Origin of the sequence: Streptomyces sp. NBC_00846 (assembly GCF_045207325.1) — a bacterium.
GTDB lineage: Bacteria > Actinomycetota > Actinomycetes > Streptomycetales > Streptomycetaceae > Streptomyces.
In genome coordinates, this window is sequence record NZ_CP108846.1 from 2,847,482 (window position 1) to 2,865,702 (window position 18,221).

Below are 18,221 nucleotides of genomic sequence, written 5' to 3' on the forward strand. Positions count from 1 at the left end.
CGCGGCCTCGGCGGCCTGGGAGCCGTTCCGTTCCCCGGTCACTGCCCCTCCGCCATCGGCACGCGGACGCCCTTGTCCGCGGCGACCGACTCCGCGATGTCGTACCCGGCGTCGACGTGCCGGATGACGCCCATGCCCGGGTCGTTGGTGAGCACCCGGCGGATCTTCTCGCCCGCCAGCTTCGTACCGTCGGCGACGGTCACCTGTCCGGCGTGGATGGAGCGCCCCATGCCGACGCCGCCGCCGTGGTGGATGGAGACCCAGGAGGCGCCGGACGCCACATTGACCATGGCGTTCAGCAGCGGCCAGTCGGCGATCGCGTCGGAGCCGTCGAGCATGGCCTCGGTCTCCCGGTACGGGGAGGCCACGGAGCCGCAGTCCAGGTGGTCGCGCCCGATGGCCAGCGGGGCGGCCAGCTCGCCGGAGGCCACCATGTCGTTGAACCGCTCGCCGGCCCGGTCGCGCTCGCCGTAACCGAGCCAGCAGATCCGGGCGGGCAGTCCCTGGAAGTGGACGCGTTCGCCGGCCATCTTGATCCAGCGGTGCAGCGACTCGTTCTCCGGGAAGAGTTCGAGCATCGCCTTGTCGGTCTTGTGGATGTCGGACGCCTCGCCGGAGAGCGCCGCCCAGCGGAACGGCCCCTTGCCCTCGCAGAAGAGCGGCCGGATGTACGCGGGCACGAACCCGGGGAAGTCGAACGCCCGGTCGTAGCCGACGAGTTGCGCCTCGCCGCGGATGGAGTTGCCGTAGTCGAAGACCTCGGCCCCGGCGTCCATGAAGCCGACCATCGCCTCGACGTGCTTGGCCATCGACTCGCGTGCGCGCTGCGTGAAGCCGGCGGGCTTCTCGGCGGCGTACGACGCCATGTCGTCGAAGTCGATACCGAGCGGAAGATACGAGAGCGGGTCGTGCGCGCTGGTCTGGTCGGTGACGATGTCGATCGGCGCCCCCTCGGCGAGCATCCGCGGCAGCAGCTCCGCCGCGTTGCCCAGCAGGCCGATGGAGAGCGGCTTGCGGGCGTCCCGGGCCTCGGTGGCGAGCTGGAGCGCGTGCTCCAGGGAGTCGGCGCGCACGTCCAGGTAGCGGTGCTCGATCCGGCGCTCGATGGCGCGCGGGTCGCAGTCGATACAGATCGCGACGCCGTCGTTCATCGTCACGGCGAGCGGCTGGGCGCCGCCCATGCCGCCCAGCCCGGCGGTCAGGGTGATCGTGCCGGCCAGCGTCCCGTTGAACTTCTTCGCCGCGACGGCGGCGAACGTCTCGTAGGTGCCCTGCAGGATGCCCTGCGTGCCGATGTAGATCCACGATCCGGCGGTCATCTGGCCGTACATGGTGAGCCCGAGCGCCTCCAGGCGGCGGAACTCCTCCCAGTTCGCCCAGTCGCCCACCAGGTTGGAGTTGGCGATCAGGACGCGCGGCGCCCACTCGTGCGTCTGCATGACGCCGACCGGACGGCCGGACTGGACGAGCATCGTCTCGTCCTGCTTGAGGGTCCGCAGCGTACGCACCATGGCATCGAACGAGCGCCAGTCGCGGGCCGCCTTCCCGGTGCCGCCGTAGACGACGAGCTTGTCGGGGTGTTCGGCGACCTCGGGGTCGAGGTTGTTCTGCAGCATGCGCAGGGCGGCCTCCTGCTGCCATCCCAGGGCGCTCAGTTCCGTACCGCGCGGTGCCCGTACGGGGCGGGGTCCTGACATGGCGATGCCTCCTCGCATTTTGTAAATCTTCTATTCACATCCTGATGGCCTGAATACTAGTAGTCAACAGCCCTCGCGCCGTTGTCCGGAACGAAACGCCGCCCGGCCACCCCGATACGCGCCTCCCGGCCACCCCGATAGGCGCCTCCCGCGCGTCCGCCGAAGATCTCTTGCGCATGTACCTATGGAAAATGCCAGAACCCCTGCCCGGGGCGAGCACGTTGCGTAGCCTCGGAGTCACAGCCGTACGCCACGTCGGGAGGGGAGTGCGCGTGCCCGGAATCGACGAGTGCCTGCTCGAAGTCATGAGGCTGCCCGGTGCCCGCGGCGCCGCGGTGGTCGACTGGACGAGCGGCCTCGCCCTCGGCACCATCGGTGAATCGCCCAACGGCGACCACGAGGCCACCGCCGCGGAGACGGCCGAGGTCGCGCGGATGGCGGCCGAGCAGCCCGCCTTCGCGCTGGAGGCCACCGGACCGTCCGCCCCGTCACCCGAAGGGGCGGTCGAGGGAGCGCCGCCCCCGGTCGAAGACGTCATCGTCACCACCCGGGCCGGGTACCACATCCTCCGTTTCGTCGAGACCGCCTTCGACAGCAGCGTCTTCGTCCATCTCTGGCTCGATCGCGCGGAGGGCAATCTGGCCCTCGCCCGGATACGGCTGGGCGAGATGGCCCAGCGGCTGGTCCTGGCATGAGAACCGCCCCCGCCCCGGTCGCGCCCCTCTCCCCCATGCTGCAGCGCCTCGCCGCCGAGCGGGCCACCGGCGCCCTGATGCGCGACCGCGGCACCCTGTATCTGGCCGAGGGCCAGGTGGTGCACGCCGAGAGCCCCGCGACACCCGGTATAGACGTCCTGCTCACCACGGGCGGCGCCCTGCACCGCGACGGCTGGTGGGAGGCGGTCGCCAGGGCGGGCGCCGGACAGCGGGTCGGCCGCTATCTGGTGGACAGCGGGCGGGTGCCGGGCGGGGCACTGGAGCTGTGCCACCTGGGCGCGCTGTACGACGCGGCGTTCTTCGCGCTCGCCCCCACCCGAACCCCGGCCCGCTTCCGCTACGGGGTCTCCCACTGGATCGGCACCGTCCGCCCCGTCCCCGTCGATGCCGTGCAGCGCGAGACGCTCCGGCGCCGGGAGCTGCTGGAGCGGATCTGGCCCGACGCGGCGGGCGACAGCGCACCGCTGTTACGGACGGACCGCTTCGTCGACGCACCCGTTCCGCCGGGACGGCGCCGCGTGCTCGATCTCGTGGACGGGGCACGTACCGCATCGGACATCGCCCAGGAGCTGGGCAGGCCGGCGTTCCACGTCCTGGTCGATCTGCGCCGCCTGGCCGCGGCCGGACTGGTCGAAGCGGTACGGGAGCCGCCGGCCGCGACCACCCCCGGCCGGATCGCGGTCCCCGAGGTCACGGCCGACCCCGACGTCGCCCTGCTGCGCCGGCTCCGAGACGCATTGGAGGCCCTGTGATACGCGCGCTCAGACAGCGTGCCGGGAGGAGACAGCTGATGGTGCCCGAGGCCGAAGTGCAGGACGTCCTGGCCGAGCTCCAGCGGTTACGGGCCCGGGTCCCGCTTCTCTCCGGCGCCCTGGCGGCCAGCACCGACGGTCTCGTTCTGGCCCATGACACCCCGGGGGTGGAGGCGGAGGGCGTCGCCGCACTGACCGCGGCCGCGCTCGGCGTCGCGATCCGGATGGCGGACGCGACCGGCCGGGGCGGATTCCGCGAACTTCTCGTACGCGGCGGGACCGGCTACATCGCGACGTACGCCGCGGGCTCCTCGGCCGTCCTCACGCTGCTGGCCGAGGACCGGATCAACGTCGGCAGGCTCCACCTGGAGGGCCGCCGGGCAGGCGCCCGCATCGGCGAACTGATCGACAGCGCGATGGAACGCACCACTCACCCGGCACCCCCGGCCCGCACCCCCGAGCAGCCCTCCCCGCGCCCCGGCCCGCTGCCGCACCGCACGTAACACCACATGCCCCGAAGTGAACCCAGGGATCCGGTCGAACCGGCCGGCCAGGAAAGGAAACGAGCACGCATGTCGAACACCGAAGCGTCACTCAAGGAAGCGATGACGTCCATCGAGGGCACCCTCGGTGTCGCCCTCGTCGACTACACCAGCGGAATGGCGCTGGGCACCCTCGGCGGCGGCAAGGACTTCAACCTGGAGGTCGCGGCCGCGGGCAACACCGATGTCGTACGCGCCAAGCTCCGCACCATGGAACACCTCGGCATCCAGGACGAGATCGAGGACATCCTGATCACGCTCGGCAGCCAGTACCACCTGATCCGGCTGCTCAAGGCTCGTGGCAGCAACGGCCTTTTCCTGTACCTGGTACTGGACAAGGGCCGCTCCAACCTGGCGATGGCCCGCCACCAGCTGAAGCGGATCGAGGCCGAACTGGAGGTCTGATCCGGCGGCCTCAGTGCCGGCGCCGCGCCCCGCCGGGCGCGGCGTCGCCCGCCATCGGCCCGGTCGTCCGGTATCCCTTCACCCGCTTGCCCGCGGGCCGGCCGCGCTCCACCCAGTCGGTCCGCACCCAGTACAGGGCGTCGTCCCGGTGCTCGCGCCGCCCGATCCGGACGGCCTTGATCCAGAGCCCGGCCCCCGCCCCCGCGAGCACCAGCCCGCCGGCCGCGGGCAGTACGAACGCGCTCGCCACGGCTACGAGGAACGCCCCGAGCAGCCACCAGCGGTGCCCGCGCCGCCAGTTGCGTACGGTCACGGCCCGGTCCTGGAGGAAGTCGGACCGCCCGGCGCGGGTGGCGCCCCCGGCCAGTTCCGCGTACCGCCGGTCGCGCACGAGCGCCACCGCGGCCGCCGTGATCAGGAACAGCGCCGCCCCGGCCAGCAGCCCGATCCGGCGCCCGGTGAGTCCCGGCACCAGTGCGCCGATCGCCGCGGCGAGCAGCCCCGGCCACCACAGCGGTGCGGCTCCGGCCCGCACGATCACGGCCACCCTCGCCAACGACTGCGCTCCGCGCCCCACGTCCGTACCCCTCTCCACAGCTCCTTCTGGTCCTTCTGGGCCGGGAGATTAGTAGCCGTAAATGAGCGGTGTCTGAGAATCGTCGAGGTTGGCGGGGCCGCCCTCGATGCCCGATCCCTATCGGGCCCTCGCCACCGCAGTCACTCGACGAACAGCCCCCGCGCCGCGGCCCTCGCGTCGAACTCCTCCAGCCGCGCCTGTGCGTCGGGCAGGTCGTCGCACATCACCTCCAGCAGCACCCGCCCCAGCAGCATCGGCGCACAGGCGGTGTCGAAGGCGAGCCCGGTGCCGACGGCGGCCGGAATGAGCAGGTCACTGTGCCCGGCCACCGGAGCGAACGCCGAATCGGCGACCGCCACCACGGTCAGGCCCTGTTCCCGGGCGTACGCGAGGGCGTCCACGACCTCCTTCGGGTGCCGGGGCAGCGCGAAGCAGATCAGCGCGGTGGCGCCCGCCCGCCGTGCGGCGTCGATCCGGTCGTGCAGCATGCTGCCGCCCTCGTCGAGCACTCGGACGTCGGGGTGGACCTTGGCCGCGAAGTACCCGAACCCGCGCGCCTGCGAGGAGGCGGCCCGCAGCCCGAGCACCGGCAGCGGCCGGGAGGCCGCCAGCAGCCTGCCCGCGCGCTCGACGGGCCCGGGATCGGCGAGCAGCTCGGCCAGGAGCCGCAGATTCTCGATCTCGGCGAGGACGGCCTGCTGGTACTCGTTGTACACGTCCTCTTCGCCTCCGCCCCCCGGTACGGACCCGGCGGGGGCGACCTCCCGCAGGTGTTTGCGGAGCGCCGGATAGCCGTCGAACCCGAGCGCCACGGCGAATCGGGTGACGGACGGCTGGCTGACCCCGGCGAGCTCGGCCAGCTCCACGCTCGACAGAAACGGCACGTCCCCGGCCCTGCGCACCATCGAGTGCGCGATGCGCCGTTGTGTCGGTGTCAGCCGGCGCCCCTCGAAGAGCTGCTGCAGTCGTGCGGCAGGGCTGCTCTCGCTCATACCGTCCCCCTCCAAAGTCCCGTGTTCTGGTCGAACAGCTCCCCGGCCGCGACCTCTCCATCATCGGTGAGCGGCCGGTCCCGGCCCACGGGGCCGACGGAGCCGGAAGCCCCGAACGGGCCCGCGATCCCGGACGTGGGGTTCCCGAAGTCCCCGGAGTCCGTTGCATGGGACGACATCATGCGCAAACCCCTCCTTTCCGGGCGTTTCATCTCACCCTTCGAGCCTCTGCAACCAGTGCTTCACTCCAAAGTATTGACAATCTATTCAGCAAAGAAGAACTCTGCATGACTATATGCAGCCGGGACAAGGGTCGGCCCTCCCCGCCCAGGCGGCCTCGGGCGAGGACAGCGGGGCCGGAACCACTGGCACGGCGGCCGCCCGCGCGTAGCCGGAAGAGACGCGCAGCCGGAAAAGAGGGGGGGTAGCCCCACTGCCCCAAGCACTCCCGATTCGTACCGTGAAGGACATGGATACCCGTGACCCTGAGCTCAAGAACGAGCTCGATGCCACCCTGCATGCCCGTAGCGAGCTGGGTGCGGATTACGAGTCCGCACTCGTCGAGTCCTTCCTGGAGAAGGTCGAGCAGCGCCTCGACACCACGCTCGACCGCCGCGTCCGGCGTCATCTCGCCGAGCAGCAGGTGAGCGTCGCCAGGGGCGCGCGTACACCGCAGCCCATGGGGAACTTCGGCGAGCGCTACGGCTTCGGGATCATCTCGCTGGTCCTGGCCATCCCGCTGTCGGCGATCGGCGCCGCGGCCGCCCATACCGGGGGCCTGGTCGTCGTCTGGCTCGGCATCGTCGGTGTCAACACTGTCCACGCCGCCCGCAGTTGGCCCTGGTTCCAGCGCCGTTCCTCGCGCGCGGGGTCCGACTGGGAGGACTGAGAGCCGGGGGCCGGGTCTGAGGACACGGGGCGTCACGCCCGGCGGGTGGGCAGCATGATCAGCCGACGCGGGTCGATGTGGCGCGCGCGGCTGATGGCGCAGGCCACGAGGTCGGTCTCGTCGCCCGACAGCCCCCGAGCGCGGAACGCGTCGCGCTGCTGGGAGCCGGGCCGCCGCACCGGCAGCCGGACGAGGCGCCGTACGGCGGAGTGTCGCGGGGACCGCCGCACCCCCGGTTTCCCAGGGGGCGGGACGACGGCGGTCCCCGCGGGGAACACGGGTCCGGGTCGGGGCCGGCCACCGTGTCCGGGCGACGGTGGAGGTCCGGGAGCCGCTCCGTAGTCCGTGTCGCCGTATCGGGTGTCGGCGGGTTTCCCTGCCGACACCCCTCAATGTGCCGGACTCGTGTTAAGCCGGTGCTGCGTGTACGTGTCACGCTCGTACCGTTTCGGCGAAGCCCGGCGCCGCGAACCGCAATGGCCTGCGAACCGCTACGGCCTGCGGACCGTCACGGCTTGCCGGACGCCGCGTCCTTCGCGAGGAACGCCAGCAGGTCCTGCCTGCTGACCACGCCCGTCGGCTTGCCCTCCACCAGCACGATCGCCGCGTCCGCCGCGTTCGTACCGCCGAGCACCGCCATCAGGTCCGCGACCGGTTCACCGGAGCCGACCTGCGGCAGCGGCGGCGACATGTGCTTCTCCAGCGGGTCGGAGAGCGAAGCGCGCTGGGCGAACAGCGCGTTCAGCAGCTCCCGCTCCACCACCGAGCCGACGACCTCGGCGGCCATCACGTCCGGGTGGCCCGCGCCCGGCTTCACGATCGGCATCTGCGAGACGCCGTACTCCCGCAGCACGTCGATCGCCTCGCCGACGGTCTCCTCGGGGTGCATGTGCACGAGCGTCGGGATCGGGCCGTCCTTGTGGTCGAGTACGTCCCCGACGCGTGCGGACGGGCCGGCGTCCTCCAGGAAGCCGTAGTCGGCCATCCACTCGTCGTTGAAGATCTTGCTCAGGTAGCCGCGGCCGCTGTCGGGCAGCAGGACGACGACCACGTCGTCCGGGCCCAGTCGCTGCGCGACCTCCAGGGCGGCGACGACGGCCATGCCACAGGAGCCGCCGACCAGCAGGCCCTCCTCCTTGGCGAGGCGGCGGGTCATCTGGAAGGAGTCCTTGTCGGACACGGCGACGATCTCGTCCGTGACCGTACGGTCGTAGGCGCTCGGCCAGAAGTCCTCGCCGACGCCCTCGACGAGGTACGGACGCCCGGAGCCGCCGGAGTAGACCGAGCCCTCCGGGTCCGCGCCGACGACCGTGACCGAGCCGCCGCTGACCTCCTTCAGATAGCGGCCGGTGCCACTGATCGTGCCGCCCGTGCCGACGCCCGCGACGAAGTGGGTGATCTTCCCGTCCGTCTGCTCCCACAGCTCCGGACCGGTGGTCTCGTAGTGGGAGCGCGGGTTGTTCGGGTTGGAGTACTGGTCGGGCTTCCAGGCTCCGGGGGTCTCGCGGACCAGCCGGTCCGAGACGTTGTAGTACGAGTCGGGGTGCTCGGGATCAACGGCCGTCGGGCAGACGACGACCTCGGCACCGTAGGCGCGCAGCACATTGATCTTGTCCGTGGACACCTTGTCCGGGCAGACGAAGATGCACTTGTACCCCTTCTGCTGGGCGACGATCGCCAGGCCGACGCCCGTGTTGCCGCTGGTCGGCTCGACGATCGTGCCGCCGGGCTGCAGCTCGCCGCTCTGTTCGGCGGCCTCGATCATCCGCAGGGCGATGCGGTCCTTGACCGAACCGCCGGGGTTGAAGTACTCGACCTTGGCCAGGACCGTCGCCTGGATGCCGGCCGTGACACTGCGCAGCCTCACCAGCGGGGTATTGCCTACGAGACTGATCATCGAATCGTGGTATCGCACCGTGTACTCCGGGGTCTCCGAGATGGTGCGGCAAGGGTATGCGCACGGAGGCGGGATTGGGCGAAGCGATTGAGCGACCGTCACCGCGGGGCAGTTAGCTGTAGGTACGGCGTACGGCAGTACGGCAACGAGGAGGTGGACCGGACTGTGTCGAGGGCAAGGGTGGCACGGCGGATCGCGGCGGGTGCGGCCTACGGCGGCGGCAGCATCGGGCTGCTCGGCGCGGCGGCGGTGGGCGTACTGCTGGCGGAGGTCCAGCTGGCGAAACGGCAGGTGGGCGGCGGTATCGCACCGGTTCCGCCGAGCGCGGACGGGCGGTACGGGGTGGCGTTCGCCGGCCCCGCCGACCCGTTGCGGCTGGGACTGCTGGGTGACTCGACGGCGGCCGGACAGGGGGTGCGCCGGGCGGGGCAGACCCCGGGGGCGCTGCTCGCCTCGGGGCTGGCGGCGGTGTCCGAGCGGCCGGTGGACCTGCGCAATGTGGCGCAGCCGGGTGCCCGGTCGGACGACCTGGAGAGGCAGGTCTCACTGCTGCTCGCCGATCCGTCCCATACGCCCGACGTCTGCGTGATCATGATCGGGGCGAACGATGTCACGCACCGGATGCCCGCCACCCAGTCGGTGCGCTGTCTGACCACCGCGGTGCGCAGGCTGCGTACGGCGGGCGCAGAGGTGGTGGTCGGCACGTGCCCGGATCTCGGCACGATCGAGCCGGTCTACCAGCCGCTGCGCTGGCTGGCCCGGCGGGTGAGCCGGCAGCTGGCGGCGGCCCAGACGATCGGCTCGGTGGAACAGGGCGGGCGCACGGTGTCGCTGGGCGACCTGCTGGGGCCGGAGTTCGAGGCGAATCCGCGGGAGCTGTTCGGGCCGGACAACTACCACCCGTCGGCGGAGGGGTACGCCACTGCGGCGATGGCGGTCCTGCCCACGCTCTGTGCGGTGCTGGGGCTGTGGCCGGAGACCGACCGGCTGGACGGGGCCCGGCGCGAGGACATGCTGCCGGTGGCCGAGGCGGCCTCCCAGGCGGCCAGGGAGGCCGGTACGGAGGTCACGGGGGCCCGGGCGCCCTGGGCGCTCCTCAAGCACCGCAGGCGGCGGCGCCTGCCCACGGCCACGGAGCCCCAGCCGCACCCGGAGACGGAGCCGGAGCCGGAGCCGGCGACCGAACCGATGGCCTCCTCCGGACCGCACGAGGAGCCGCTCACGGAGCCGTTCATGGAACCGCTCACGGAGCCGCGCGAGGAGCCGCGCCCGGAGCCGTCCGAGGAGTCGCACGGGGAGTCGCACGGGGAGTCGCGCAACCTCCCCGCCAATTGACCGGCTGAGCGGTCGCTTAGAAAAGAGGTCGGCGTCACATGCGCTGCCCGGTGACCCAGCAGCTACGTACAGGTAATTTCCAAGTCAGCACCTGCCAGAACCCGCCTTCCAGCCCTCATGGAGCCGCGTGATGCCCGAAGCCGTGATCGTCTCTGCTGCCCGTTCCCCCATCGGCCGGGCCTTCAAGGGTTCGTTGAAGGATCTGCGCGCGGACGACCTGACCGCCACGATCATCCAGACCGCGCTGGCCAGGGTTCCCGAGCTGGACCCCAAGGACATCGACGACCTGATGGTCGGCTGCGGCCTCCCCGGCGGCGAGCAGGGCAACAACATGGGCCGCATCATCGCCGTGCGGATGGGAATGGACCACCTTCCCGGCTGTACGGTCACCCGCTACTGCTCGTCCTCCCTGCAGACCAGCCGGATGGCGCTGCATGCCATCAAGGCCGGCGAGGGCGACGTCTTCATCTCGGCCGGTGTCGAGATGGTGTCCCGCTTCTCGAAGGGCAACTCCGACAGCTGGCCGGACACGCACAACCCGCTGTTCGCCGACGCCGAGGCCCGCACCGCGGCCCGCGCCGAGCAGGGTGGCGACGACTGGCACGACCCGCGCGAGGACGGTCTCGTCCCGGACGCGTACATCGCGATGGGGCAGACCGCGGAGAACCTGGCCCGGCTCAAGGGCGTCACCCGTCAGGACATGGACGAGTTCGGCGTCCGCTCGCAGAACCTCGCCGAGGAAGCCATCAAGAACGGCTTCTGGGAGCGCGAGATCACCCCGGTCACCACCCCGGACGGCACGGTTGTCTCGAAGGACGACGGCCCGCGCGCGGGCGTCACCCTGGAGGGCGTGCAGGGCCTGAAGCCGGTCTTCCGCCCGGACGGCCTGGTCACCGCGGGCAACTGCTGCCCGCTCAACGACGGCGCCGCCGCGCTCGTGATCATGTCCGACACCAAGGCGCGCGAGCTGGGCCTGACCCCGCTGGCCCGGATCGTCTCGACCGGCGTCTGCGGTCTCTCCCCCGAGATCATGGGGTACGGACCGGTGGAGGCCAGCAAGCAGGCGCTGAAGCGGGCCGGGCTGACCATCGACGACATCGACCTGGCCGAAATCAACGAGGCGTTCGCCGCCCAGGTGATCCCCTCCTACCGCGACCTCGGCCTGCCGCTGGAGAAGGTGAACGTCAACGGTGGCGCCATCGCCGTCGGCCACCCCTTCGGCATGACCGGCGCCCGGATCACGGGCACGCTGATCAACAGCCTGCAGTTCCACGACAAGCAGTTCGGCCTGGAGACCATGTGCGTGGGCGGCGGCCAGGGCATGGCGATGGTCATCGAGCGGCTGAGCTGAGCTGGAGCGGAGGGTAGGGGTCGACTGAGGTACGAAGGCGGCACCTGCCCGCAGCGGGAGCGAAGCGAACGCGACCACAAACTCGAGCGGCTGAGCTGAGCTGGAGCGGAGGGTAGGGGTCGACTGAGGTACGAAGGCGGCACCTGCCCGCAGCGGGAGCGAAGCGAACGCGACCACAAACTCGAGCGGCTGAGCTGCAGCGGAGGGTAGGGGGCGCCCGAGGCCCTCAGCGGAAGCGAGGCGACGGAACCGGCCGGTCCCCGAGGCCCTCAGCGGAAGCGAGGCGACGGAACCGGCCGGTCCCGAGCCCCGACCGTGACCGAATCTCCCCCAGGATGTGACCTATGTCCTGGGGGAAAGTCGTTCCCGCAGGTCACACCAGCATCAGGGTTAAACACCGGGCCCAAAGATCTGTCCAATTCGTGACGTAATGCACTGACACCAGGCACAGCTGGAGGACAAGCTGAGGTAGGAAGTCGGGGGATCGATTGAAACCGGGAGTATGTCAGTGAGCGCCATGCCTCTTGCCCTGATGCTGACCACCGCCGCCGCCACGGCCGTGGGTGTCGCCGCCCTGTACGCCGCTCACGGGCTGCGCAAGCAGATCACGGCCCTTCGTACGGAGCTGGCAACGGCCCGCGTCCACGGTGCCGCCGTGCCCGCGCAGAGCCGCACCGAAGCCACCCCGGCCGACGAGATACGCGCCGCCGTCGCCGAAGCACTCGCCGAGGAACGGGAGCGCGAGCTCGCCGAGGCCCGTGCCTTCTGGGCCACCCAGGAAGCGCGCGATGCCGCCGACGCCCCGTCCCTGCTGGGCGGCCTGACCGGGATCGGCGAGGAGGCACCGTTCTTCATGCCGCGGCAGGCCGACTTCGCAGGTCTGGAGGCGATGGACTTCGACGCCGCCGAGGCGCTCGAAGAGCTGACGGAACTGGTCGAGCTGGCGGACGTGACCGAGCTGCCCGAGACGGCGGAGTTCGCCGAGGACTCCCCCGAGCTGGCCGCGGCCCGTCGCCGCCACCCCTCCCATCCCGACTTCGTACCCGTGCAGACCCCGGTCGTCACCGATCACGAGCGCACCGTGAACCGGCTCGAAGAGCTCGCCGACAACCGTACGGAACTCGCCGACGTGCGCCCCGGCCCGCTCGGCACCCTCGACGTGTACGTCTTCGCCGACGGCACCACGCTCTGCATGACTCCCGGTCACCGCGAGACGGCCGAACGCCTGGCCGAGGCGCTGCTCGCGGGTGAGCGTCCGGTGCTGCTGGGCGGTTCCGGCGTCTCCGGTGCGTACGCCCTGACCTTCTCCTGCGGCAAGGAGAACGTCTACATCCTCGCCGACCGCGTCATCGCCTCGTTCTAGCCCCGCGTTCCGACCCCCGGGCATCCGGGCGGAGCGACTCTCACCGACCACCGCGCCACCGCACGACGCCGCCCGCCGCCGCTACGCGAACGCCCGCGCAGCCGCCTCCGTCACGAATTGCACGGCCTCGTCCAGCTCAGCCGACGGGGCCGTTTCCAGTGCCACCGCCAAGTCACGCCCCGCTACGGCGAGTTGGTCGCCGATCGCGAAGATCCCGGCGTCCGGCATGATCCTCGGCTCCCGATCCGGCGCCTCGATGCGCTGGGCGCGCAGCGCCAATTCCCTGGCCGTGGCCAGTCCTTCGGCAGCCGCTCCGTGCTGCAGACGGCTCTGCGGGGCGGCGCGCAGCCGGTCGGCGAATCGGTCCACGGCGGTGATGAGCGGGGTCGTATCGAGCACTCCGCGACCCTACGCGCCCTCCCCGGATGGTTGCCAACGGGCCGATGCTCCGGCACGGCGTCGGGAAGGGCCGGCGCAAGCCGCTCCAGGCACACGCTGCTCCGGCACAGGTGGGAAGGAAACGGAACGGCCCGCAGGCACCGGTGCCTGCGGGCCGTTCCGTTTCCCGCACCGTTCCCGGCGCGGGGGCGCGCGTCAGTCGTCGCCGCTGAGGATGGAGAGCAGACGCAGCATCTCCAGGTAGATCCAGACCAGGGTCATGGTCAGGCCGAAGGCCGCCAGCCAGGACTCCTCGCGGGGGGCGCCGTAGGCGACGCCGTCCTCGACCTGCTTGAAGTCCAGGGCCAGGAAGCACGCGCCGAGGATGATCCCGATGACGCCGAAGAGGATGCCGAGGCCGCCACTGCGGAAGCCCAGGCCGTCACCGCCGCCGAAGACGGCGAACAGCAGGTTGACCATCATCAGGAGCATGAAGCCCATGGCGGCGGCCATCACGAAGCCGTAGAAGCGGCGGGTGACGCGGATCCAGCGCATCTTGTACGCAAAAAGCACACCGGCGAAGACACACATGGTGCCCATCACCGCCTGCATCACGACGCCCGGCCCGATGTACGTACTGACCGCGCTGGAGATCACTCCGAGGAAGACGCCCTCGAAGGCCGCGTACGACACGATCAGCGCCGGGGACGGCCTGCGCTTGAAGGACTGGACGAGCGACAGGACGAACGCCACCAGGGCGGCGCCGATCGCGATGCCGTAGGACTTGCCGAGGTTGGCCTCGTCGACCGGCAGCAGGGCCCAGGCGAGCGCGGCGCCGAGCACCACGGTGCCCAGCGTGATCGCGGTGCGCGTGACGACGTCGTCGATCGTCATCGCACCGGAGCGCGCCGGTGCCTGTGGAACGCCGTACTGGGTGTCCTGCTGAGCGTAGGGGTTGGTGGCGTACGGGTTGGCGGCGGTGCCCTGCGCGTACGGGTTGGCGCCCGCTGCGGGGGCCCCGGCCTGCGGCGCCGCGTTGAAGCCCGCGTGTCCGTTGTCGCGGCTGAAGCCCCGTCGCGAGAAGACCGGGTTGCTGCTCCTCATCTCACTCCTCCATGGCCGCCCTGCGCAGCCTTCCCACAAGAGTAATGGGTAGGCAAAAGAATCAGACTAGTGCCTGGGGAGGATCTTTGGGGATCTTTGGGGAACCTGCGGACGGGTGGCCGCCTCCTCGGCCGGCAGGGCTGCCGTACGGCGCTGCGCCCACTCGGCCGCCCTGCGCGCGGTGGTGCCCGGAACCGGACTCGAACCGGCACGCCCCCGAGGGGCAGCGAGGTTTAAGCTCGCCGTGTCTGCATTCCACCATCCGGGCCTGGCGCGCGGCTCCGCGTTGGCACATGACCCTATCCGGGGACCTCCTCCGATCAGCGGATCAGTGGCGCGATGTTGTCTTATTTTATTGACCGCTTGAGGGGTCGTCAGCACTCGCGAGAGGCCATCGTCACATGCCTGGGCGGGGTAGCGGTCACGGCGGCCGGCAATCCGGATTGACGTAAAGTCGCCGCACCCGGACGGCGCATTCGCCGGGCGCATTCGCCAGGCGCGCGCCAGTCGTCGCCATCGGCGCGCCACCCGACCGGGCGAACGCCCTCAGGGTCGGTGTCATACCGGAGGAGGACGCAGGGGCCCCTCGGTGCGACTCAAGACGGCCCCGGGAACGGGCATGGGGACTGACGAATCGCAGTGTCGCGGCGGTGACGATAGAGAGGTTCCCCGGCGACCGGGCCTCACCGGACCTCATCGGACCTTATCGGACCTCACCGGTCACAGCCGAAAACGCATCCCGGACGAAACCTCGGCCGGAGCCCCGAATCAGGAGATTCCCGTGACCACCACTTCCACCGCACACCGCGTCACCACGGTGGCTGCCCGCGCCACGGATCTGTCCAAGGTCTACGGAGAGGGCGAGACCAGGGTCACGGCCCTGGACCGGGTCTCCGTGGACTTCCCGCAGGGCGAGTTCACCGCGATCATGGGCCCGTCCGGCTCCGGCAAGTCCACGCTGATGCACTGCGTGGCCGGCCTCGACAGCTTCAGCAGCGGCTCGGTGCGGATCGGTGAGACGGAGCTGGGCTCCCTCAAGGACAAGCAGCTCACCCAGCTCCGCCGGGACAAGATCGGCTTCATCTTCCAGGCGTTCAACCTGCTGCCGACCCTGACGGCGCTGGAGAACATCACGCTCCCGATGGACATCGCGGGCCGCAAGCCCGACGCCGAGTGGGTGCGCCGGGTCATCGACATGGTGGGCCTCTCCGACCGGCTGACGCACCGGCCGACCGAACTCTCCGGCGGCCAGCAGCAGCGCGTCGCGGTGGCCCGCGCCCTGGCCTCGCAGCCGGAGATCATCTTCGGTGACGAGCCGACCGGGAACCTGGACTCCCGCTCCGGCGCCGAGGTCCTCGGCTTCCTGCGCAACTCGGTGCGCGAGCTGGGGCAGACCGTGGTGATGGTGACCCACGACCCGGCGGCGGCCTCCTACGCGGACCGGGTCGTCTTCCTCGCGGACGGCCGGATCGTCGACCAGATGCTGCACCCCACGGCGGACGGGGTCCTCGACCGGATGAAGGCGTTCGACGCCAAGGGCCGCACCAGCTGAAGCCCGCCCTGCCCCGCGCCCTTCTCCGGACCCCCTTCCCATCCCAGGACTGACAGACATGTTCCGTACCGCCCTGCGCAATGTGCTCGCGCACAAGGCCAGGCTGCTGATGACCGTGCTCGCCGTGATGCTCGGCGTGGCCTTCGTATCCGGCACCCTGGTCTTCACCGACACCCTCGGTAACGCCTTCCGCAACCAGTCGGCGAAGAGTTACGACGACGTCGCCGTCGCCGTCACGACCCCGGCCAACCAGCGCGACGAGAAGACGCGCGGCATCACCGCCGCCACCCTGAAGAAGATCCAGGGCCTGGACGGTGTGGACACCGCCACCGGCCGGGTATCCGGCTTCGCCGGGGTCGCCGACCCCGACGGCAAGCTGATCGGCAACGGCTGGTCGAACACCGGAGGGAACTACTCCCCCGGCAAGGACGGCAAGGACTCCGCGTACACCTTCGTCGACGGCAAGGGCCCGGACGCGGCCGACCGGATCGCGCTCGACCAGGAGACCGCGAAGAAGGGCAAATACCACGTCGGTGACCGGGTCCGGGTCGCCACGAACGGGCCGGTGAAGGAGTACACCCTCGCCGGCGTCTTCACCACCGAGGACGGCGCGGTCAACGCGGGCGGCAGCCTGGTCCTCTTCGAGTCCCCGGTCGCCCAGAAGCTGTACCTCAGGCCCGGCGAGTTCAAGGAGGTCAACGTCGCTGCCGCGGCCGGCGCCTCCGCCGAGAAGCTGCTGGCCGACGTCAAGCCGCTGCTGCCCAAGGACGCCGAGGCCAAGACCGGCAAGGCCCTCGCCGACGAGCAGGCCAAGCAGATCCAGAACGGTCTGAGCAGCCTCAACACCATGCTGCTCGCCTTCGCGGCCATCGCGCTCTTCGTCGGCGTCTTCCTGATCGCCAACACCTTCACCATGCTGGTGGCCCAGCGCACCAAGGAACTGGCGCTGATGCGCGCCGTCGGTGCCTCCCGCCGCCAGGTCAAGCGCTCCGTGCTCCTGGAAGCTGCGGTGGTCGGCGCGATCGCTTCGGTCATCGGATTCGTGCTCGGCCTCGGGCTCGCCACCGGTCTGCGCTCCGTGATGAGTCAGTTCGGCGGGAAGATCCCGGCCGGACCGCTGATCGTCTCGCCCACCGCGGTCGCCGCAGCGTTCGGCGTCGGCGTACTGATCACCGTGCTGGCCGCCTGGCTGCCCGCCCGCCGGGCCGCGAAGATCCCGCCGGTGGCCGCGATGAACAGCGTGCACGCGACGGCGACGGTCAAGTCCCTGGTGTTGCGCAACTCGATCGGCGGGGCGCTCACCCTGCTCGGCGCCACGGGCATCGTGGCGGGTGCGGCGGCCGGTTCGGACGGCCGGACGCTCATCGGGATCGGTGCGTTCTTCGCGCTGGTCGGCGTCATCGTGCTGATCCCGCTGCTGTCGCGGCCGGTCATCGCGCTGGTCCGCCCGCTGCTGAAGCGGCTGTTCGGGGTCTCCGGCAAGCTGGCCGCGCAGAACGCGGTCCGTAATCCGCGACGTACCGGAGCCACCGCCTCCGCGCTGGCGATCGGCCTCACCCTGGTCACCGGCATCTCCGTGCTCGGCGTCACCCTCGGTCAGGCGATCGACCGGATGACGACGGACAACATCAAGGCCGACTACCTGGTGTCGATGGCGAGCGGCAATTCGCTCGACGAGTCGGCACTCAAGGCCCTGGAGAAGGCCGACGGAGTCTCGGCCGTCTCACCCCGGCAGGACGCCTGGATGAAGTTCGGCAACCAGGAAATCGGTGCCACCGGAGTCGCCCCCGGCGACGTGGCGGAGCTCTTCGCCATCAAGACGGTCTCCGGCTCGGTCGAGTCGCTCGGTGACGGCAAGATCGCCGTGTCCGAGGACACCGCGAAGTTGCACCACTGGAAGACCGGTGACACGGTCCCGGTCGTCTACGACGACGGCAAGAAGGAGAACCTGAAGGTCGGCGCGGTCTACGAGGACAACGAGTTCCTCTCCCGGATCTTGATCCCGAAGAACCTCCTGGACCCGCACGTCTCCCACGCCGACATCCGCGAGGTCTGGCTGAAGATGGACGGCGGCGAGTCCGCGGCCCATGAGAAGGCCCTGGTCAAGGCGCTGGGCAACAACCCGGCGATGAGCATCATGGACCGTCAGGACATCCGGGACACGTTCGGCGGCTTCATCAACACCGCCCTGAACATCATGTACGGACTGCTGGCGATGGCCCTGATCATCGCGGTGCTCGGCGTCGTCAACACCCTGGCCATGTCGGTCTTCGAACGCCAGCAGGAAATCGGCATGCTGCGGGCGATCGGCCTGGACCGGCGCAGGGTGAAGCGCATGATCCGGCTGGAGGCCGTGGTCATCTCGCTCTTCGGCGCGGTGGTCGGCATCGGGCTCGGTACGTTCCTCGGCTGGGCAATCGGGCAGACCCTGAAGTCCGACATCCCGGGCTATGCCCTGGTCGTTCCGTGGGACCGGATCGGACTCTTCCTGGTGCTCGCCGCGCTGGTGGGTGTGCTGGCCTCGCTCTGGCCGGCCCGCAGCGCCGCGAAGCTGAACATGCTGACGGCGATCAAGACCGAGTAGCGGCCGGCACGGCACCGGACGGGAACGACACGACCGGGGGCCGGTACGCGCAGCACGGAGCTGCGGGTACCGGCCCCCGGTACGTTC

At 70.6% G+C, this 18,221-nt stretch carries 17 protein-coding genes and 1 tRNA gene; 10 read left to right on the plus strand and 8 right to left on the minus strand.

Annotated features, from left to right (window positions below; all coding sequences use genetic code 11):
* Positions 1-38 precede the first annotated feature (38 nt).
* On the minus strand, positions 39-1,697 hold the full coding sequence (gene hutU / locus OG936_RS13065) for a urocanate hydratase (RefSeq protein ID WP_406494729.1): 1,659 nt from the start codon (positions 1,695-1,697) through the stop codon (positions 39-41).
* Between the two features lie 272 nt (positions 1,698-1,969).
* On the opposite strand from hutU, the gene OG936_RS13070 reads away from it, so the two are divergent.
* The 4 genes from OG936_RS13070 to OG936_RS13085 all read left to right on the plus strand — a co-directional run bounded on the left by OG936_RS13070 (position 1,970) and on the right by OG936_RS13085 (position 4,112).
* Positions 1,970-2,392, plus strand: coding sequence for a hypothetical protein (locus tag OG936_RS13070; RefSeq protein ID WP_406494730.1), 423 nt, complete (start codon positions 1,970-1,972; stop codon positions 2,390-2,392).
* A complete protein-coding gene (locus OG936_RS13075) occupies positions 2,389-3,165 on the plus strand; it encodes a transcriptional regulator (protein WP_406494731.1) in 777 nt (258 codons plus the stop codon). Before OG936_RS13070 ends, OG936_RS13075 begins: the two co-directional genes overlap by 4 nt.
* 38 nt (positions 3,166-3,203) lie before the next feature.
* Positions 3,204-3,668, plus strand: a complete 465-nt coding sequence (locus tag OG936_RS13080; RefSeq protein WP_406494732.1) for a roadblock/LC7 domain-containing protein — start codon at positions 3,204-3,206, stop codon at positions 3,666-3,668.
* A 69-nt stretch (positions 3,669-3,737) separates the two neighbouring features.
* Positions 3,738-4,112 (plus strand): hypothetical protein, encoded by a 375-nt coding sequence (locus OG936_RS13085; protein ID WP_406494733.1) that lies wholly within the window; start codon positions 3,738-3,740, stop codon positions 4,110-4,112.
* Positions 4,113-4,122: 10 nt separating this feature from the next.
* Here the strand turns inward: OG936_RS13085 and OG936_RS13090 are convergent, their stop codons facing one another.
* Complete coding sequence (locus OG936_RS13090; protein ID WP_406500426.1) at positions 4,123-4,659, minus strand: hypothetical protein; 537 nt, start codon at positions 4,657-4,659, stop codon at positions 4,123-4,125.
* 170 nt (positions 4,660-4,829) lie between these two features.
* The gene (locus tag OG936_RS13095; protein WP_406494734.1) at positions 4,830-5,681 is read right to left on the minus strand and encodes a MurR/RpiR family transcriptional regulator; all 852 of its coding nucleotides are present in this window, start codon (positions 5,679-5,681) and stop codon (positions 4,830-4,832) included.
* Positions 5,682-6,150: 469 nt separating this feature from the next.
* Between OG936_RS13095 and OG936_RS13100 the strand changes: the two genes are divergently transcribed.
* On the plus strand, positions 6,151-6,570 hold the full coding sequence (locus OG936_RS13100; RefSeq protein WP_266746606.1) for a hypothetical protein: 420 nt from the start codon (positions 6,151-6,153) through the stop codon (positions 6,568-6,570).
* A gap of 32 nt (positions 6,571-6,602) precedes the next feature.
* Here OG936_RS13100 and OG936_RS13105 read toward each other — a convergent pair whose 3' ends face one another.
* Both OG936_RS13105 and OG936_RS13110 read right to left on the minus strand, forming a co-directional pair.
* Positions 6,603-6,800, minus strand: a complete 198-nt coding sequence (locus OG936_RS13105; RefSeq protein WP_406494736.1) for a hypothetical protein — start codon at positions 6,798-6,800, stop codon at positions 6,603-6,605.
* A gap of 278 nt (positions 6,801-7,078) precedes the next feature.
* Positions 7,079-8,485: a cystathionine beta-synthase gene (locus OG936_RS13110; protein ID WP_406494737.1), complete on the minus strand. Its 1,407-nt coding sequence runs from the start codon at positions 8,483-8,485 to the stop codon at positions 7,079-7,081.
* 162 nt (positions 8,486-8,647) lie between these two features.
* On the opposite strand from OG936_RS13110, the gene OG936_RS13115 reads away from it, so the two are divergent.
* From OG936_RS13115 to OG936_RS13125, 3 genes are all read left to right on the plus strand, one after another.
* On the plus strand, positions 8,648-9,802 hold the full coding sequence (locus tag OG936_RS13115; protein ID WP_406500427.1) for an SGNH/GDSL hydrolase family protein: 1,155 nt from the start codon (positions 8,648-8,650) through the stop codon (positions 9,800-9,802).
* 130 nt (positions 9,803-9,932) lie between these two features.
* Entirely contained in the window at positions 9,933-11,153 is a 1,221-nt protein-coding gene (locus tag OG936_RS13120) for an acetyl-CoA C-acetyltransferase (RefSeq protein ID WP_406494738.1), read from the plus strand.
* Positions 11,154-11,685: 532 nt separating this feature from the next.
* Complete coding sequence (locus OG936_RS13125) at positions 11,686-12,516, plus strand: hypothetical protein (RefSeq protein WP_406500428.1); 831 nt, start codon at positions 11,686-11,688, stop codon at positions 12,514-12,516.
* 81 nt (positions 12,517-12,597) lie between these two features.
* On the opposite strand, the gene OG936_RS13130 is transcribed toward OG936_RS13125, so the two are convergent.
* The 3 genes from OG936_RS13130 to OG936_RS13140 form a co-directional block, all read right to left on the minus strand.
* Positions 12,598-12,915, minus strand: coding sequence for a hypothetical protein (locus tag OG936_RS13130; protein WP_266746610.1), 318 nt, complete (start codon positions 12,913-12,915; stop codon positions 12,598-12,600).
* Between the two features lie 195 nt (positions 12,916-13,110).
* Positions 13,111-13,998 (minus strand): Bax inhibitor-1/YccA family protein, encoded by an 888-nt coding sequence (locus OG936_RS13135; RefSeq protein WP_406494740.1) that lies wholly within the window; start codon positions 13,996-13,998, stop codon positions 13,111-13,113.
* Between the two features lie 182 nt (positions 13,999-14,180).
* Positions 14,181-14,266: transfer RNA gene (locus tag OG936_RS13140), tRNA-Leu, on the minus strand.
* Between the two features lie 513 nt (positions 14,267-14,779).
* Here OG936_RS13140 and OG936_RS13145 point away from each other — a divergent pair.
* Together OG936_RS13145 and OG936_RS13150 are read left to right on the plus strand one after the other, a co-directional pair.
* Positions 14,780-15,550, plus strand: coding sequence for an ABC transporter ATP-binding protein (locus OG936_RS13145; protein ID WP_266746612.1), 771 nt, complete (start codon positions 14,780-14,782; stop codon positions 15,548-15,550).
* Positions 15,551-15,608: 58 nt separating this feature from the next.
* Positions 15,609-18,134, plus strand: coding sequence for an ABC transporter permease (locus tag OG936_RS13150; protein ID WP_406494742.1), 2,526 nt, complete (start codon positions 15,609-15,611; stop codon positions 18,132-18,134).
* The last annotated feature ends 87 nt before the right edge of the window (positions 18,135-18,221 follow it).